Here is a 17,361-nt window from a genome sequence, read left to right as displayed (position 1 = left end):
GTTTTGGATTGTAAAAAGACCAGTTATTTAATACTGGTCTTTTTTATCTCATAAAAATTATAACTTGTTAGCTATCAATATTTAAATCAACCAAAAACAAGAAAAATGAGTACTGAACAAGCTCCGTTAAAAATGAACAGGTCGTATACAATCCTGATCAGCCTCATTGTTGCATTGGGAGGCTTTTTACTTGGTTTTGACAGTGCTGTTATTTCAGGGGCCGTAAAAGGAATCACATCGTATTTTGAAATGACCGATGCCATGCTTGGATTTGCAGTGGGTTGTGTCATTTTTGGTGCTATGGCCGGAAATCTGATGGCCGGACCCCTAGCTGATAGATTCGGCAGAAAAAGGATACTGATTGTTGTCGCAGCACTTTTTGCGATTTCCGCGACCTGGTCTGCTTTGGCAACAGGGTACTTGGAATTTATCATAGCCAGAATTATTGGTGGTGTCGGAATCGGTGGCGCTATTTTGATCGCTCCGATTTACATTGCCGAGATAGCCCCTCCCAAATTAAGGGGCAGCCTTGTTTCCTTCAATCAATTGAACATTGTAATCGGGATTTCAGTGGCCTATTTTTCCAATTATTTTTTGGTGAATTACGGAGCGGAAAGTTGGAGATGGATGCTTGGGGTTGAAGCCATTCCTGCATTAATTTATTTTGGTTCCTTGTTTTCTGTCCCCAGGAGCCCACGATGGTTAATTCTGAAATTGAACAAAGTGAAGTTGGCCCGGAAGATTTTACAAAAAATCGGGGGAGAAGAATATGCCGAAATAACCGTAGCGGAAATTCAAAGAGGACTGGAGAAAAAAGAAAGCAAGGGACAGTTATCCGATTTGTTCAAAAACAAGTATGCCACAATAATGATCATCGCTTTGGGGATAGCCTTCTTTCAACAGATAACAGGAATAAATGCTATTTTTTACTATGCTCCTACTATATTTGAGCAAGCCGGGGGCACCACCGATTCTTCCTTTTTACAGGCAATTGTTGTAGGATTGACCAATCTAGCATTCACATTGGTGGCCATCTGGTTGATAGACCGCCTTGGTCGTAAACCCTTGTTGCTTATAGGCACTGGTTTTATGACCATAGCATTGCTCATGGCAACCTTGGCTTTCAATAATGCTACCTATAACTTTAATGGAGACTCCCTAAAAAAAATAAGTGACCCGCAAATTCATCAGGCGCTGCAGTCCATGGAAGGAAAGTCCTATTCGGGTCAATCGGAACTGTTTCAAGCGGTAAAGGAAAAACTCGATGCGGAGCAGTTTTTAAATTTCAAGAGAAATGAGATTACCAATTTCATTGATATAAATGCCACATTGGTTTTGGTGGCAATTCTGCTATACGTTGCGGCATTTGCCATTTCACTGGGGCCAGTGATGTGGACCTTGATTTCAGAAATATTTCCAAGTAAGATCAAAGGAATAGCCATATCGGTGGTTGGTTTTTTCAACTCATTGGTTAGTTTTTCGGTAACCCAGATTTTTCCTTGGGAACTGTCCAATTTGGGCCCTACAATAACATTTGCAATCTATGCATTGCTATCGTTGCTGGCATTCTTCTTTGTATACAAATATGTTGTTGAAACAAAAGGTAAAACGCTGGAAGAAGTAGAACAGTCTTTGATACGGACTTAAATTTTGAAGAATAACGCTTAAGATGATTCAAGAATCGACAATGCAAGAAATAAAAGAGAACGGTACAAAGGAAATGGAACATGTTAAAATAGGGAATGAGTACTATTTTAAAATTTCCAATAGCGATGCGCTTCGCCCATTTTTTATGAGTATTGTGAGTGACTCCAACCACTGGATGTTCATTTCTAGCAATGGCGGACTAACCGCCGGAAGAAAAAATTCCGAATACGCTCTTTTTCCATATTATACAGATGATAAGATTACCGAAGCTATAGAGACAACCGGTTGTAAAACCTTGTTTAGGGTTGATCAAGGAGACAAATCCCAGCTCTGGGAGCCCTTTTCGGATAGATTGCAAGGAGTACATTGGATCAGCCGGAACCTGTACAAAAATGTGCATGGAAACAAGATCATATTTGAAGAGATCAATCATCATCTGGAATTAACTTTCAGATATGAGTGGAGTTCCAGTGACACTTATGGTTTTGTGAGACATTGTACTTTGATGAATGATGGATATAGTGATGTGGAAATCTCTGTCTTGGATGGTTTGCAAAATCTTTTGCCTTATGGAGTTGGAAGCGATCTTCAGAACAAGCAGAGCAATTTGGTCGATGCGTATAAAAGAAGTGAACTCGTTAAGGATTCAGGGTTGGGAATCTACGCCCTTAGCGCAATTATTGTGGATAAGGCGGAACCCAGTGAAGCGCTAAAGGCCAATATCGTTTGGTCGCTGGGCTTGGAAACCCCCATGCACTTGCTATCATCACTCCAACTGTCGAATTTTAGAAAAGGAATTCCCCTTCAGCAAGAATTGGATATAAAAGCAGAGAAAGGAGCATATTTTGTGCACACAGTATTGAAAGTACCTCCAAAAGAGGAAAAGAAATGGATGTTTGTGGCTAACGTCAATCAAAATCATTCAGCAATTGTTAAGATTTCCGATGCAATACAGAAGGACGCACAACTCCAGCAAAAAGTTGAGGCCGATGTCGAGCTTGGCACGCAACGATTGATTCAATTGGTGGGAGCTGCCGATGGATTGCAAATGTCCGAGGATGGGTTTCGTGATACGCGACATTTTTCCAACACGCTTTATAACATAATGCGAGGTGGAATTTTCGACAATAACTATGAAATTGAGAACTGGGATTTTTCCAATTATTTGTCCAAAGCGAATAAAAGGGTCTTCGAGACTTCAAAGGGACTAACTCAAAAACTTCCTGAGACGTTTTCGCTAGCCACATTAAAAGAATTGGCTGTAAAAAGTGGCGATAAGGACTTTAAAAGACTTTGTTTGGAATACATGCCTTTGAAATTTAGTAGAAGGCATGGAGATCCCAGTAGGCCATGGAATAGATTCTCGATTAATACAAGAAACGAGAATGACGGTTCCAAAATTTTGGACTATGAAGGGAATTGGCGGGATATATTCCAAAACTGGGAAGCTCTGGCGCATTCATATCCCGAATTTATTGAAAGTATGATAAGCAAGTTTTTGAATGCCAGTACTTTTGATGGTTATAACCCATATAGGGTTACCAAAGATGGATTTGATTGGGAAATCATAGAACCCGATGATCCTTGGTCTTACATTGGTTATTGGGGGGATCACCAGATCATATACCTACTAAAATTCCTGGAATTTATGCAGGACCATTCCCCAGGAGAAATGGAAACTTATTTTACCCAGGACCAGTTTGTTTATGCCAATGTTCCGTACAGAATAAAAAACTATGCAAGCATTCTGCAAAATCCTAAGGACACCATAGAGTTTGATTATCATTCAGATAAGCAAATTAGAGACCGAAGAGAGGAAATTGGAGCTGATGGGGCACTTCTACAGGAGCAAAGTGGTGACATTTATAGGGTTAACTTCATAGAAAAGATATTGGCCACTGTATTGGCTAAAATGTCAAACTTCATCCCGGAAGGAGGGGTTTGGATGAACACCCAACGTCCTGAATGGAACGATGCCAACAATGCGCTGGTAGGTAATGGGGTATCCATGGTTACCCTCTACTATTTAAGACGATTTTTAAATTTCTTCAATACAGTGCTCGGCAATTCCACCACTTCGGAAGTAGCCATTTCTAGCGAGCTGGCGGGACTTTTCCAAGGAATTTGGAAAACGCTGGAAGCGCATAAAGGCCATTTGGATGGTAAAATTGACGATAAGGCCCGCAGGCAGATTATGGATGGTCTTGGAAATTCCGGAAGCAATTTTAGGGAGAACATCTATGAAAGTTCATTTTCCGGAGAGAAGGAAAACATTTCACTGGAAGACCTGAAGCAGTTTATCGATTTGGGAATTCAATATTTGGAACACTCCCTAAGGGCCAATAAAAGGGTTGATAATCTATATCATGCTTATAACTTAATGACAGTTGAAAGTAATGATGAGGTTTCAATCTCATATCTAAGCGAAATGTTGGAAGGTCAAGTAGCCGTTTTGAGCTCGAGATATTTGTCGTCCAAAGAAGCTCTTGAAACTTTGGATGGTTTAAAAGCTAGTAAGCTGTTCCGAGATGATCAGTATAGTTATTTGTTGTACCCCAACAAACAATTACCATTGTTTTCGGAAAAGAACAATATCCCGGAAGAAGCGGTTCTCGCTACAAAACTACTGCCTCAACTTTTAAAGGACCGCAATACATTGATTATTGAGAAGGATGCTACAGGGGACTATCATTTTAATGGAAATTTTAAGAATGCCGGTGACCTAGAGATAGCTTTGGATAAACTTGCCCAAACACAATACGCCAAATTGGCTTCTTCTGAAAAAGAAAACATACTGCAGATTTTTGAGGATGTTTTTGATCATAAAGCCTTTACGGGAAGATCAGGTACCTTTTATGGTTATGAAGGATTGGGCTCAATCTATTGGCATATGGTTTCCAAACTTTTACTCGCCGTTGAAGAGTGCTGCGTTAAAGCCGTTGAAGAAGGGGAAAGTGCTGAGACAGTTGGTCGATTAATGGAGCATTTTTATGAAATCAATGAGGGCATTGGCGTACATAAACCACCATCCTTATATGGAGCATTTCCAACCGACCCATATTCCCATACCCCAGCAGGAAAGGGTGCACAGCAACCCGGTATGACAGGTCAGGTAAAAGAGGATATCTTAAGTAGGCTTGGCGAACTTGGAATCTTCGTGAAAGAAGGTAAACTCCACTTTAGACCATACCTGTTACGTAAAAATGAGCTTTTAAAGGAACCAAGGATTTTTAGCTATGTAGATCTTGATGGTAGTCCGAAACAATTGGAACTTAGCAAGGACTCACTTTGCTTTACCTATTGTCAAGTACCTATAGTTTATGGGCTGTCCGAGGAGGAAGGAGTTGTTGTTATTCATAAAAATCACACAACATCAAATTTTGGCTTTTTGTCAATAGATAAAGCAATAAGTGACAAAATTTTTAAAAGAACTGGGGAGATAGACCATCTAAGGGTAAATATCAATGCCAAAAACCTAAGATGAAAATGAACTGGATGAATTCATGGATACGATTTATACTGGCCTTTATGGTCTTATCCATTATTCATTCGTGTAAGGAAAACAAGAAAAACAGTAAAGAAGACAAATCCCAAATACAAAAAGAAGTGACAGCACAGGACATTCTAGGCAATCCCAATTATTTGGCTATTTCTTATGGTGGATACAGGGAGATTACCCGTGAGATACAACCTACTATTGAAGAACTTAAGGAAGACATGAAGATTCTATCTGCAATGGGAATCAAAATTGTTAGAACCTACAACCTACAGTTGCAACAGGCCTCCAATTTGTTGAAAGCCATAGGAGAACTGAAGCAAGAAGATGCCCAATTTGAAATGTACGTGATGTTGGGAGCTTGGATTGACTGTAAAAATGCATGGACCGGTTTGGAACCTGATCACAATGTTGAAAGCGAAAAAAATGCTGCAGAAATAGATAGAGCGGTTGCGTTGGCTCAGGAGTACCCGGATATCGTAAAGGTTCTCGCCGTGGGCAATGAAGCCATGGTTAAATGGGCTACCAGTTACTATGTGCAGCCCAGAGTAATCCTAAAATGGGTAACCTATCTTCAAGAACTTAAGAAAAAAGGGATATTGCCAAAAAACCTTTGGATTACAAGCTCGGATAATTTTGCATCTTGGGGTGGGGGAAGTCAAGAATATCATGTGGAAGATTTGGAGAAGTTATGGAGGGCTGTGGATTATGTTTCGATGCACACGTATCCTATGCATGATACCCATTATAATCCCGCATTTTGGGGTATAAACGAAGATGAGCAAAACTTGTCTGAAACCAAGAAGATAGAAGCTGCAATGGTGCGTGCCAAGGAATATGCGGTTTCCCAATACCAAGGAGTTTCAAATTATATGAAGTCCTTAGGCCTTGACAAGCCAATTCATATAGGAGAAACCGGATGGGCCACTGTCTCCAATGGTCATTACGGGCCCGAGGGCTCCAGAGCAACAGATGAATACAAAGAAGCGCTGTTCTACAGACATATGCGGGAGTGGACCAACTCGGCAGGGATTTCTTGCTTTTATTTTGAAGCCTTTAATGAAAAATGGAAAGATGCAAAGAATCAAAGCGGATCTGAAAATCATTTTGGATTGTTCACTTTGGATGGGCAGGCCAAATATGCATTATGGGATTTGGTTGACCAGGGAATTTTTGAAGGTTTAAAGCGAAACGGCAATTCAATAACCAAAACCTACGATGGAGACAAAGAAGCATTGATGAAAGATGTTCTGACCCCTCCAATAAAAAAAGAAGTAATTGTAAACTGATAAATACCATGTTCAACAGAATGATCTTCCTCATAATTGCCATTTCAATGCTTGCCTGCAAGGGTGTTGGAGGTGGAAATAATGCGGACACCCCTGATCGTTCCATTTATGCTGACGGAGAGCCTTATTTTATTAAAGGAATCTGCTATCACCCTGTCCCAAAGGGAAGCACAGTTAGAAACTTTTCGGACTTAGAACAGGACTTGGTCTTAATGAAGGAGGCAGGGGTCAATACAGTAAGGGTTTACGAACCCATACAGCAGGTTGAGGTATTGGATAACTTTCAAAAGGCCGGAATAAAGGTCATAATAGGGTTTGGATACAATCAAGGAGGCAATTATGATATTCAATCAGGAACCTTTGTTGATTACGTGAAAAAATATAAAAGCCATAAGGCAATTTTAATGTGGGAGCTGGGCAATGAATACAATTATCACCCAAAGTGGTTCGATGGAGATATTCGTAACTGGTATCAGGTGTTGAACAACTCCGCGAATAAAATTCATAAGCTGGATGATACGCGTCAGGTGACTACCGCCCATGGGGAGCTTCCAGACTCACTTGCGGTTGCTTCTTGTCCGAATATTGACGTTTGGGGAATGAACGTATATCGCTGGGATGACCCGGGCGAGATATTTGCGCAATGGAAATCGATAAGTGATAAACCCATGTATCTGTCTGAAGCAGGTGGCGATAGTTATATGACCATTACTAAAAACGGATATGAAACCGGGGTAAATCAAAAAGCACAGGCAGATGCCAACGCAAAGATATTGGAAGCCGTTTTCAATAATCGTGAAGTTTGTTCAGGTGTCGCATTGTTCTCCTTTACCGATGGTTGGTGGAAAGCAGGAAATCCTAATGAACAAGATCCAGGCGGTTGGGCGCCCAATAGTACCGGCGTACCGTATGACGGAACTCCCAACGAGGAATATTGGGGAATCGTGGACATAGAAAGAAACAAGAAATTAACCTTTGATGTGGTGAAGCATAAGTACAATTAATATAACCGATTAAACCAAACGATTATGAGCAGTACAGATAATTTAACGACTAGAAAAGTTCCCTTTGGGGATAAGGTAGCCTTTGGAATTGGTATGCTCGCCAACCAAATGTTTCCTGCAGTGCTGGGAATTTTTATGGTGGTACTGGTTCAAGATTTGGGTTTCCCAGGTTGGATGTGGGGAGTTTTGTTTTTTCTTCCGAGGATATTTGATTCGATCACGGACCCTATTATGGGCTTCATTTCGGACAATACCAAGTCAAAATGGGGAAGACGAAGACAGTATGTGTTTATAGGAGCCATTATTATGGGTGTTTCATTCGTGATAATGTGGCAGCTGTATCGAGAAAATGGGATTGACTATAACTTCACTTATTTTCTGCTTTGGTCTTTCGTGTTTTATTTGGGATTGACCATTTTTAGTGTCCCTTACGTTGCCATGGGGTATGAGATGAGCAACGATTTTCATGAACGTACGGATATTATGGCAGTAGCTCAATGGATAGGACAATGGGCATGGGTGATTGCACCATGGTTTTGGGTTATCATGTACGACAAAGGTTGGTTTGAGTCTGCCGATGTAGCAACCCGGGAGTTGGCCATCTGGGTTGGAATAACCTGTATGATTTTTGCCATGGTTCCAGCGATATTTCTAAAGAGCGAATCCACATTGGAAAAGAATTATGCACCGCTAACGCTTCGCAATATGGGAGGTAGTCTAAGAGAGATTTTAGATGGTTTTAAAGAGGCATTTAAGTCTGTCCCTTTCAGAAAACTCTGTATTGCCACATTCCTAATTTATAATACATTCTATACCATCGCGAGTTTTTCATTTTTTATAGTTGTGTATTATTTGTTTAATGGTGATGCCAGTGCTGCTGGTGTATGGCCAACGCTTTTTGGTAGTATTGGGGCTTTGGTGACCACCTTCTTGGTTATTCCAATAGTTGCCGGGATGTCCAAAAGAATGGGCAAAAAGAAAGCCTTTATCGTTTCCCAAGCCATTTCTATTGTCGGATACATTATGTTATGGTTCTTGTTCGTTCCCGGAAAACCTTACATGTTTATTTTCGCCCTGCCCTTCTTCTCTTTCGGAATCGGGAGTCTATTTACCCTGATGATGTCCATGACGGCCGACGTAATCGATTTGGATGAGTTGAATACAGGGCTTCGTAGAGAAGGTATTTTCGGAGCGATATATTGGTGGATGGTAAAGTTTGGATTCGCTATAGCAGGATTATTGACCGGAACAATTATGACGGTCGTAGGTTTTGACCCAGAAGCTGCTGCGCAACCGGAAGGAGCAATTACAGGTTTAAGGGCGTTCTATTCCGGATTTCCAATTTTGGGAACACTGGTGGCCATATATGTAATGAGAAACTATGATGTTACCGAAGAGCGTGCGGCAGAAATAAGGAAAGCGCTTGAAGCGCGGAATGAAGCCTCTGAGTAAGAAAAATTCATCACATCAAATTAGAAAGTAAAAAATGTCCTCACGAAGAAAAGAGAAATTGTTGGCCCTAGCAGCCCTGGACTACGAAGGTAAATCGGTTCGGAAATTAAAGAAATTATGTAGACAGGTTCTTAAAAATGGCGTTCATGGATTGTGCTTTAGTCCCTATGTTGAAGGACAGAATCCGGAAAATGAGATTACCGAGGAACAGATTAGGCGCAGAATGGAAATTATCAAACCCTACACAAAATGGATAAGGTCATTTTCGTGTACGGATGGGAATGAGATTATACCGCGTGTAGCCAGGGAGTATGGCATAAAAACAATGGTCGGGGCTTGGTTGGGGCATGATTTGGAAATCAATAAAAAGGAAATTGCAGGATTGATTGAACTTGCCAATAATGGTTATGTTGATATTGCTGCTGTTGGAAATGAGGTACTTTATCGTGGAGACCTGAGTGAAGACCAGCTGCTTGACTATATTGCCGAAACCAAAAAACAGATTTCGAATGTTCCTGTGGGCTACGTGGATGCTTACTATGAATTTGTGGACCATCCTAGAATTACTGATGCTTGTGATATCATTTTAGCCAACTGTTACCCCTTTTGGGAAGGCTGTGATTTGGATTACTCCTTGCTTTACATGAAAGATATGTTCCGACAAGCACAACGAGCGGGGAATGGAAAAAAAGTCATCATTTCTGAAACAGGTTGGCCCAGTCAAGGGACAAATTTGGAAGGTGCCTTCCCGTCCTTCGAAAATTTCATGAAGTATTTTATGAATACCCAAAAGTGGTCGGAAGAAGAGGATGTTGAAATATTCTATTTCTCCTCCTTCGACGAATCCTGGAAAGTTGGTGCTGAAGGTGATGTTGGAGCCTATTGGGGACTATGGGACAAAGACGAAAAACTAAAATTTTAGAACAAAGCCATTAACTAAATAAGCTGTTAAATCAGCAGGTATTTCCATTTATTATTTTTTGTTTATTTTTTTGGAGTTTAATGGAAAGAAGATTGGGGTGTGAAATATCACCCCGATTTTTGTTTGCTTTCTAAATCTAAACCCTGCGCTAAGTATTTAGGAATAGTTTCAATGGTCATTTAATCAAAAAACCACCTTACAGCTATATTTGGGGTAAAACCAAGCGAAAACCTTTGTACAACCTGTTTTAACTCCAAACCATTTCCTTCATCATCTGCCCGGTAAATAATTGAAATCGGAATTTTTCGGTTATAGATATTCAGCGCAGATAAACCCAATTGCATAAGATGGTTTTTGTTGGCATTTACCGTGAAATTATATGTGGCGGATGCATCAAGTCTATGATAGTCACGCAATCTGGCGCTGTTTATAGGGCCAAATTCAACCACTGAGGTGTTGTTGTTAAAACCAACAATAGGGGTAAAAGGCTCACCGCTCCTATATTGCCATCCCATAGAGAATTGAAGATTGTTCAATTTTAGGGAGTTGGATATTCTCAAACTATGGGTTATATCGTTGTTGCCACGGAACTTCATCAATTGTATTTCTGAAAAATCAAATTTGATATCATTGAATGAATATCCAATCCAAATGCGATAGTCCTGAATTCTTTTCTTCAATAAGAAATCAACCCCGATTATAGTACTTTTTCCTTCTGAAAGCTCTAATTGTGGTGTGCTAAATCCATTCGTATATGAGGTAAGTCCTATAAGGCGTTTGTAATATCCGTCCAAGTCCAAAGTCCATCCATTTTTATCAAACAAAAAACCAGCGGAAACCTGGTTGCTTTGAAGTAGCGGATAGATAGTCTCGTCAGAAAGTCGCCAAAGGTTGTTTTCCAATCGCAATTCGGTCTGATTAAATTCAACCAATTGCGATATAGGTTGATTCCTTCTTTCCAAACTCACTTTTGCGCGAACAGTTTTTGAAAAGGGGTGTTCAAAGTTAAGTCTGGGTTCAACAAATACCTTGCCTACGCTGCTATAATGCACCAATCTAATTCCTCCGGTAAATATTCCCGAATTATTTGTCTTGTAGGCATATTGACCAAATACGGCATTTTTAAGATTGCTTTCATCGGAAGGTAAATTTATATTTCCTTCGGGTTCAAATGGTTCTTCTTGGCTAAGCGCAATCTTGTTGTTGGTATGTGAAACTTGATAACCTAAGAAGTATGAATGATTTTTATTGATGGTGCGATATGTTGTAAGGTCCAGACCAAAATCCGCAATTTCATTGCTCCTGATATTGGTTTCCTCCAAAACATTGCCCGTAACCAAGAATTCCTGATTTCGGTAATAGGAATCATAATGGGAATAATAGGCATTTATTTTGCCCTTTTGTTTGTTTGATTTCTTATGTTCCCACCCAACACTAATCCCGTGATTTTGGGTAACTAATGAGTCAATTCTTTGCTCTCCTAAGCTTGTAAAGGAAAAATCCAGGGCATTTCTGGTAAATAGGCCACTTATAGTAATTTGATCTTTTTCTGTTGGATTATAGATAATCTTGGAATTAATATCGTAAAACGAAAAATCATTGGTGCTGGAATCCACCGTAAATTCATCATCGGTTTGAATGTTCAGAATGTTTCCTGAAACATCTTTAACAACCCCCCCGTTTCTGAAGATCTTTTCCGCATAACCATCGTAGGCGGGACTTTTATATAAATCAGTATAGGAATGCCTTGCGAAGAGATATACCGCTGTTTTTTTGCTTAAAGGTGCTTTTATATATCCATCAAGACTAAGACCATCTACGCCAAACCCACCTTTTGTATTATTGGGAATTTCCGTTCCTGAAGAGATATCAATGATACCTGAAATTCGATCACCATAAGAAGCGCTGGTGCCCGATTTAAATAAGGTTGCCCTTTCCGTAGCATAAGGGTTGAATCTTGAGAACATCCCATAAAAGTATCCCGTATTGAACAATTTAATGCCATCAAACAAGATGAGATTCTGGTCGGGGGATCCGCCTCGAATCTGAATGCCGGAAGCGGATTCGTCCAAAGTGGAGATTCCGGGCACCAATTGTACACTTTGAAGAATATCAGGACCTGTGAGACCAGGTAAGATACCCAAAGAACTTTGTGTGACCTCAATAGAACCATCTTTTTGCTTGTCTATACCCGAGGTAATATAACCTGTTACCACCACTTCCTTCAAAGCTTCGATCGTTGGAGTTAGGTAAATTGAGGTGCACCGTTGGCTGCTTTCCAATAATATGGTCTCAAACCCCAATACCTTCAGCGAGTGGGAGGTTTTCCGATTTCCTTCAAAAACAAAAAAACCTTTCGCATCAGTTGCAATTTCCATTATCGAATCAATAGTTACCGATGCATAGGGTAAAGGCGTTCGAGAATCAATCTCCAATAAATAGCCGCAAACTTTGTCTCTAACGGGTTGTGGACTTACCGTGATTTGATTTTTTGATATTTGTTTAAAAATCAACCCGGATTGGGCTTCCAAAATGTTCAAAAGTTCGGGTAGTTCTATTTGATCTATTTGCAAATTGATGGTTTTGCCCTTAATGAGGTCTGGAGCATAGGAGAAAGATACCTTGTGCTTTTCTTCCAAGTCATTTATTGCAAGCTGCAAAGAAACACCTCCATAGCGATAATCATGCTTGGATTGTGCGCTGCAAATTAAAAAACAAAAACAAAGAAATACTGTTAAAAGTGTGTGCTTCATTATCTTATTCGGACAGAATAATCATTTTTTGATCCTCTGAAATTTGATACTTAATACCCATCGGGGTCAATGTGGCTTCCAATGCTATTTGTAAGCTATCATGGCTAAAAGCCCCAGTATATAGGCGTTCCAATCTCACATTCTCCAATTTAAATTCAACTGGGAAATGATTTTTAAGTTCTTGAAGCACTTCTAAAATGGGTCGATCTTCAAAAGTTGAACTACCAAGTTTCCATGAAGGCATTGGTAATTGTATGTTTGAGGTGGTTATTTGATTGCTGTCCAATCGCACTTCCATTCCTTTGGTTAAAACTAGTGGGCTCACATCATTTTCCAACAAGGAGAACTGTATTTTTCCATCATAACAGCTAATACTGAAATTTTCCCTATCCTTGATGTTGAATTCCGTACCCAAGACATCTATTGAACCTTTAGAGGTTTTTACTTTAAAACCTGGTCCATGGGTTATCTTAAAATAGGCCTCACCTTCTAAATCCACTTCTTTTTGATTTAACCAACCGAAACGTTTATGGGATATGCTTGAATTTGCATTTAAATCAACCACGGAGCTATCAGATAAGATAATGGTCAATTTTTCTCCAATTCCGGTACTGTAAGTTTTGGTGGCAAGAAAAAAGATGGTAATTCCAAAAATTATGGTCAGACTAGCGGCTAGGGATATCCACTTGAGATATCTCACTTTTGGCTTTTCTTCTCCTTGGTGAAGTATAGACGTCACCTTTTTAAGCGCCTCCTCGGTATTGACATGAGGGCCTTCCAAAAATTGGGATTCCTCGTAAATCAATTTGATTTCCTTGTAAGCTTCGGTTTTTTCAAACGCCAAACGTTCTTTTTCAGTAAGCTCGTTTGCCATCCATCTTGCCAAAAACTCTTCGTCAATGTAATTGTCATCCATAGGCTTATCCATTCTTATCTATTTGACAAACAGAACATAAAATACCCTATTTAAAATTTAATTTCTTTTCCGAGCATTTCCCTAAGTTGCAACAATGCCTTGCTCATTCTTCTTTCAATCCCCTTGACCGTCAGTCCCGTAATTTCAGCAATTTCCCTGTATGTTTTCTTTTCGATTCTGCTCAGTAGAAAAACCTCACGCTCTTTTGGCGGAAGATTTCCGAGGGCAGCTTTCAATTTTTTTCGAAATTCCTCCATTTCCATCAAAAAATCAGGGCTTTCATTATCCTTGGTCTGCCTAACCGAATTTAGATGCTTCAATACCACTTTTTGATGTGCCATCTCATTCAAAAAAAGATGGTTACAGGCTTTGTAAATGTAGGATTTGGCCTTTGAAAATTGAACCGACGCACAAAGCTTCCATAGTTTAAGGAAGGCATTTTGTACTATATCCTCTGCTTGTTGCAAATCTCCACACTTATAATAAATATATCGAGTTACCGGTCCGTATAGGTTCCTGAACAACTGATTATAATTCTCAGGTTCACAGATGGAGGGTTCTTTTTCTGACATATGGGCCAATAAGAGATCAATATAGGATGTAAAAATAAATATTAAAAAAAATAGGGTGTATTCCAATTGGACTGTCCTACTGTAAAGAACCCAAACAAGAAACAGGAAATATCATGATCACCACGAAACATAAGTTGCTGGCCCAGATACTTTTTTTATGTGCTTTTTGGCAAGGTATTGCCCAAGAATGGCAAACTGATATAGAAACTGCCAAAAAGATTGCAGAGGACGGAGATAGGAGCATTATACTGGTCTTTCAGGGCTCCGATTGGTGTGCGCCCTGCATAAAACTGGATAAGGAAATTTGGAGCACAGCTGAATTTAAAAGTTTGGCCAAAACGAAATTTGTCATGCTCAAGGCCGATTTTCCGAGAAGGAAAAAAAACAAACTATCCCCAGAAACTGAGGCGCACAATAAGACATTGGCCCAAAAATACAATCCGAAAGGCCATTTCCCATATGTGGTGATTCTGGATAACCACGGTAAAATTCTGGGAGACATGGGATATGAAAAAATAAGTCCAACCGCCTATTTCAATAAACTAAATGCATTTTCCAAATAAACCTAAGAAATTGATGAAACCGATTATTTTGAGTATTACGTTTTTTTTAGGGATACTAATGCTCTATGTGCTGAAGGATAAGCATAAGGGTACAGATATTGAGGCAATCAGCGGTCAAGTTGGGGTATACCATAGAACCGTAAAGTTGATGGGGAGCCGATTCGATATTACGGTTACGGCTTCAAACCAAAAAGAAGGAAACCAACATATTGATGCAGCTATCGAAGAAATCACAAGAATAGAAAAACTGATCTCTTCTTGGGATGCCAATTCACAGACTTCAAAGATCAATACCAACTCCGGGAAGATTCCCGTAAAAGTTGATGATGAACTTTTTCAATTAATAAAAAGATCCGTAAAACTTTCAAAATTAACCCAGGGGGCATTTGACATCAGTTATGCCTCAATGGACCGTATCTGGAAATTTGATGGGACTATGGCCAAGATGCCTGATAAGCTTGCAATTAAAAAATCAATCGAAAAAGTAGGATACGAGAATATTGTTCTTGACGAGGAAAATAAAACGGTCTTTCTAAAGAAAGTAGGTACGAAGATTGGTTTCGGAGCCATTGGAAAAGGATATGCCGCGGATATGGCAAAACAGCTATTGATAAAGTTAGGTGTTCATTCGGGAATTATCAATGCCTCGGGCGACTTAAACGCCTGGGGCACCCAACCTGACGGAAAAGATTGGATGGTAGCCATTGTGAATCCTTTGGATAAAAAGAAGGTGTTTTCGTGGCTTCCGGTTAAAGATGGTGCTGTAGTAACATCGGGGAATTATGAAAAATATGTGAGATTCAATGGAGAACTGTATTCCCATATCATCAACCCAAGGACTGGATACCCTAGTACCGGATTATTAAGTGTTACGGTTTTTACCCAAACAGCGGAGCTTGCAGATGCATTGGCTACATCGGTATTTGTAATGGGGAAGGAAACAGGGTTGGATTTTATCAATCAACTGAACGAAGTAGAATGCATAATTGTGGATGCCGATAACACCATAATTACCTCAAAAAATATTGAATTAAAAAACAGTGATAAGCAAAAGGAACTATGAAAAGAATTGCAATAATACTTATTCCATTATTGGGTTTGACATCATGCGTTACCCTGCATGAATATGAAAAGGTGAACATTAATGATCCCGACATGCTTTTGGCGGATAAAAAGTTTACAAAATTTGAGATTAGTTATCAGGTATATCGTGAGGGAGCATCTGGAGCGAATGGCGGAAAGTCAGGAGGTGGTTGTGGGTGTAATTAAAAATATTAGTCCCAAAATTTGGATGTTGACCATGCTTTGGGCGTTCACCGGAATATCACAGCAGGAGAACGCAACTTCCTACGAGAAAAGAGTTCTGGAGTCCACAGAGGTTGATATTTTATCGAGTTATTACGAGCAAACTGGAAATAATGCTTCGGTTACTGGTGGAGTCGGTACCGAGGAGCTAACAGATTTGGCCCCATCCATTGTAGTGAGCATCCCGCTTAATCCAGATGATGTATTGACCATTGACACAGGTATTTCAACCTATACCTCTGCTTCTTCCAGCAATCTCGATCCTTTTGACCTTTCAGGTGCTTCGGCCAATTACGATGACGATGACGATGATGATGAAGGAGGAGGAATGGTTGCAAATCCAGAAGATGTTATAGGGAGTCCATGGGTAGCTTCATCTGGAGCATCTAGACAAGATACTTGGGGAAGTATTGCGGCAAGTTATTCCCATAGCTCAAAGGATAGAAATGAAATATTGAGTGCCAATGCTTCCTTTGCAATCGAATACGATTACGTATCCATTGGGTTCGGAGGGGGCTTTACCAAACTTTTCAATGAGAAGAATACGGAAATTGGAATAAAGGCCAACGTGTTTTTGGATAACTGGATTCCTAAATATCCAACTGAATTGGACACCTATGTTGAGGTAGGAGGTAATTTAAACAATGGCTTTTTTAGTGGGATCAACATACTCGATGAGAATGGTAACATCACGGACAAGAATACTGGCAATACTTGGGGGCCGTTGGATGGATTTGGTCTTATTACAAACAAGAAACGTAACACCTATGCGCTTTCCCTTTCATTTTCGCAGATTTTAGGAAAAAACACGCAAATATCGCTTTTTGCGGATTTGATAAACCAACAAGGATGGTTGGCAAATCCTATGCAACGTGTATATTTTGCTGATAGACCCAACTATTTCATTGGAAATGCAGCTAATATTCCGAATTATACCTCTGTAGAGAATGTTGACGTATTTATGTTGGCTGACGATCTGGAGCGACTCCCTGAAAATAGATTGAAAATACCCATAGGGATGCGATTGAACCATTTTGTAAACGAATTCTTGTCCGTAAGAACCTATTATCGCTATTATTTTGATGATTGGGGACTGCGATCGCATACTGCGAACATAGAATTACCAGTGAAAATATCACAAAAGTTCACTTTGTATCCCTCCTACAGGTATTATACTCAGAGCCAAGCGGATTATTTTGCCCCGTTCGACACCCATTTGTCAACTAGTCCATATTATACCTCGGATTTTGATCTATCACAATATGATGCCCATCAATATGGTATCGGCATATCATACACCGATATTTTTACAAAGTTTAGAACGTGGAAATTTGGATTAAAGAGCGTTGATTTAAAATATAATAACTATACGCGGAGTACCGGTCTTAAGGCTAACTATTTTGGGGTAGGATTAAAATTTGTAATGGATTAAGAGTAAAGTT

13 protein-coding genes are annotated in these 17,361 nt (G+C 39.8%); 10 read left to right on the top strand and 3 right to left on the bottom strand.

Annotated features, from left to right (window positions below):
* The first annotated feature begins 105 nt into the window (after positions 1-105).
* Genes ACULLH_RS08290 through ACULLH_RS08265 form a run of 6 tightly spaced genes read left to right on the top strand, consistent with a single transcriptional unit; the run spans position 106 to position 9,810 of the window.
* Positions 106-1,647, top strand: a complete 1,542-nt coding sequence (locus tag ACULLH_RS08290; RefSeq protein ID WP_454088276.1) for a sugar porter family MFS transporter — start codon at positions 106-108, stop codon at positions 1,645-1,647.
* A gap of 40 nt (positions 1,648-1,687) precedes the next feature.
* Positions 1,688-5,131, top strand: coding sequence for a hypothetical protein (locus ACULLH_RS08285; RefSeq protein ID WP_454088275.1), 3,444 nt, complete (start codon positions 1,688-1,690; stop codon positions 5,129-5,131).
* On the top strand, positions 5,128-6,432 hold the full coding sequence (locus tag ACULLH_RS08280) for a glycosyl hydrolase family 17 protein (RefSeq protein ID WP_454088274.1): 1,305 nt from the start codon (positions 5,128-5,130) through the stop codon (positions 6,430-6,432). The genes ACULLH_RS08285 and ACULLH_RS08280 overlap by 4 nt, the downstream gene beginning before the upstream one ends.
* A gap of 8 nt (positions 6,433-6,440) precedes the next feature.
* Positions 6,441-7,436 (top strand): glycoside hydrolase family 2 TIM barrel-domain containing protein, encoded by a 996-nt coding sequence (locus ACULLH_RS08275; protein ID WP_454088273.1) that lies wholly within the window; start codon positions 6,441-6,443, stop codon positions 7,434-7,436.
* A gap of 24 nt (positions 7,437-7,460) precedes the next feature.
* A complete protein-coding gene (locus ACULLH_RS08270) occupies positions 7,461-8,888 on the top strand; it encodes an MFS transporter (protein ID WP_454088272.1) in 1,428 nt (475 codons plus the stop codon).
* 34 nt (positions 8,889-8,922) lie between these two features.
* Complete coding sequence (locus ACULLH_RS08265) at positions 8,923-9,810, top strand: glycoside hydrolase family 17 protein (RefSeq protein ID WP_454088271.1); 888 nt, start codon at positions 8,923-8,925, stop codon at positions 9,808-9,810.
* Positions 9,811-9,989: 179 nt separating this feature from the next.
* Here the strand turns inward: ACULLH_RS08265 and ACULLH_RS08260 are convergent, their stop codons facing one another.
* Genes ACULLH_RS08260 through ACULLH_RS08250 form a run of 3 tightly spaced genes read right to left on the bottom strand, consistent with a single transcriptional unit; the run spans position 9,990 to position 14,051 of the window.
* Positions 9,990-12,563 (bottom strand): TonB-dependent receptor plug domain-containing protein, encoded by a 2,574-nt coding sequence (locus ACULLH_RS08260; RefSeq protein ID WP_454088270.1) that lies wholly within the window; start codon positions 12,561-12,563, stop codon positions 9,990-9,992.
* A gap of 4 nt (positions 12,564-12,567) precedes the next feature.
* Entirely contained in the window at positions 12,568-13,491 is a 924-nt protein-coding gene (locus ACULLH_RS08255; protein WP_454088269.1) for a FecR family protein, read from the bottom strand.
* Positions 13,492-13,529: 38 nt separating this feature from the next.
* Positions 13,530-14,051 (bottom strand): RNA polymerase sigma factor, encoded by a 522-nt coding sequence (locus ACULLH_RS08250; protein WP_454088268.1) that lies wholly within the window; start codon positions 14,049-14,051, stop codon positions 13,530-13,532.
* A gap of 113 nt (positions 14,052-14,164) precedes the next feature.
* On the opposite strand from ACULLH_RS08250, the gene ACULLH_RS08245 reads away from it, so the two are divergent.
* The 4 genes from ACULLH_RS08245 (at position 14,165) to ACULLH_RS08230 (ending at position 17,351) form a co-directional block, all read left to right on the top strand.
* Positions 14,165-14,614: a thioredoxin family protein gene (locus ACULLH_RS08245; protein WP_454088267.1), complete on the top strand. Its 450-nt coding sequence runs from the start codon at positions 14,165-14,167 to the stop codon at positions 14,612-14,614.
* Between the two features lie 148 nt (positions 14,615-14,762).
* Positions 14,763-15,677, top strand: a complete 915-nt coding sequence (locus tag ACULLH_RS08240; RefSeq protein WP_454088826.1) for an FAD:protein FMN transferase — start codon at positions 14,763-14,765, stop codon at positions 15,675-15,677.
* Positions 15,674-15,883, top strand: a complete 210-nt coding sequence (locus ACULLH_RS08235) for a DUF4266 domain-containing protein (protein ID WP_454088266.1) — start codon at positions 15,674-15,676, stop codon at positions 15,881-15,883. Before ACULLH_RS08240 ends, ACULLH_RS08235 begins: the two co-directional genes overlap by 4 nt.
* A complete protein-coding gene (locus tag ACULLH_RS08230; RefSeq protein WP_454088265.1) occupies positions 15,801-17,351 on the top strand; it encodes a DUF3570 domain-containing protein in 1,551 nt (516 codons plus the stop codon). The genes ACULLH_RS08235 and ACULLH_RS08230 overlap by 83 nt, the downstream gene beginning before the upstream one ends.
* The last annotated feature ends 10 nt before the right edge of the window (positions 17,352-17,361 follow it).

It is taken from the genome of Flagellimonas sp. 2504JD4-2 (genome assembly GCF_053642935.1).
Note: the sequence above shows the minus strand (reverse complement) of the source record. Positions and strands in the feature narration are given on the sequence as shown.

Coding starts and splice junctions, on each gene's coding strand:
- ACULLH_RS08290 (WP_454088276.1), top strand. CDS start 106: ATGAGTACTGAACAAGCTCCGTTAAAAATGAACAGGTCGTATACAATC.
- ACULLH_RS08285 (WP_454088275.1), top strand. CDS start 1,688: ATGCAAGAAATAAAAGAGAACGGTACAAAGGAAATGGAACATGTTAAA.
- ACULLH_RS08280 (WP_454088274.1), top strand. CDS start 5,128: ATGAAAATGAACTGGATGAATTCATGGATACGATTTATACTGGCCTTT.
- ACULLH_RS08275 (WP_454088273.1), top strand. CDS start 6,441: ATGTTCAACAGAATGATCTTCCTCATAATTGCCATTTCAATGCTTGCC.
- ACULLH_RS08270 (WP_454088272.1), top strand. CDS start 7,461: ATGAGCAGTACAGATAATTTAACGACTAGAAAAGTTCCCTTTGGGGAT.
- ACULLH_RS08265 (WP_454088271.1), top strand. CDS start 8,923: ATGTCCTCACGAAGAAAAGAGAAATTGTTGGCCCTAGCAGCCCTGGAC.
- ACULLH_RS08260 (WP_454088270.1), bottom strand. CDS start 12,563: ATGAAGCACACACTTTTAACAGTATTTCTTTGTTTTTGTTTTTTAATT.
- ACULLH_RS08255 (WP_454088269.1), bottom strand. CDS start 13,491: ATGGATAAGCCTATGGATGACAATTACATTGACGAAGAGTTTTTGGCA.
- ACULLH_RS08250 (WP_454088268.1), bottom strand. CDS start 14,051: ATGTCAGAAAAAGAACCCTCCATCTGTGAACCTGAGAATTATAATCAG.
- ACULLH_RS08245 (WP_454088267.1), top strand. CDS start 14,165: ATGATCACCACGAAACATAAGTTGCTGGCCCAGATACTTTTTTTATGT.
- ACULLH_RS08240 (WP_454088826.1), top strand. CDS start 14,763: ATGGGGAGCCGATTCGATATTACGGTTACGGCTTCAAACCAAAAAGAA.
- ACULLH_RS08235 (WP_454088266.1), top strand. CDS start 15,674: ATGAAAAGAATTGCAATAATACTTATTCCATTATTGGGTTTGACATCA.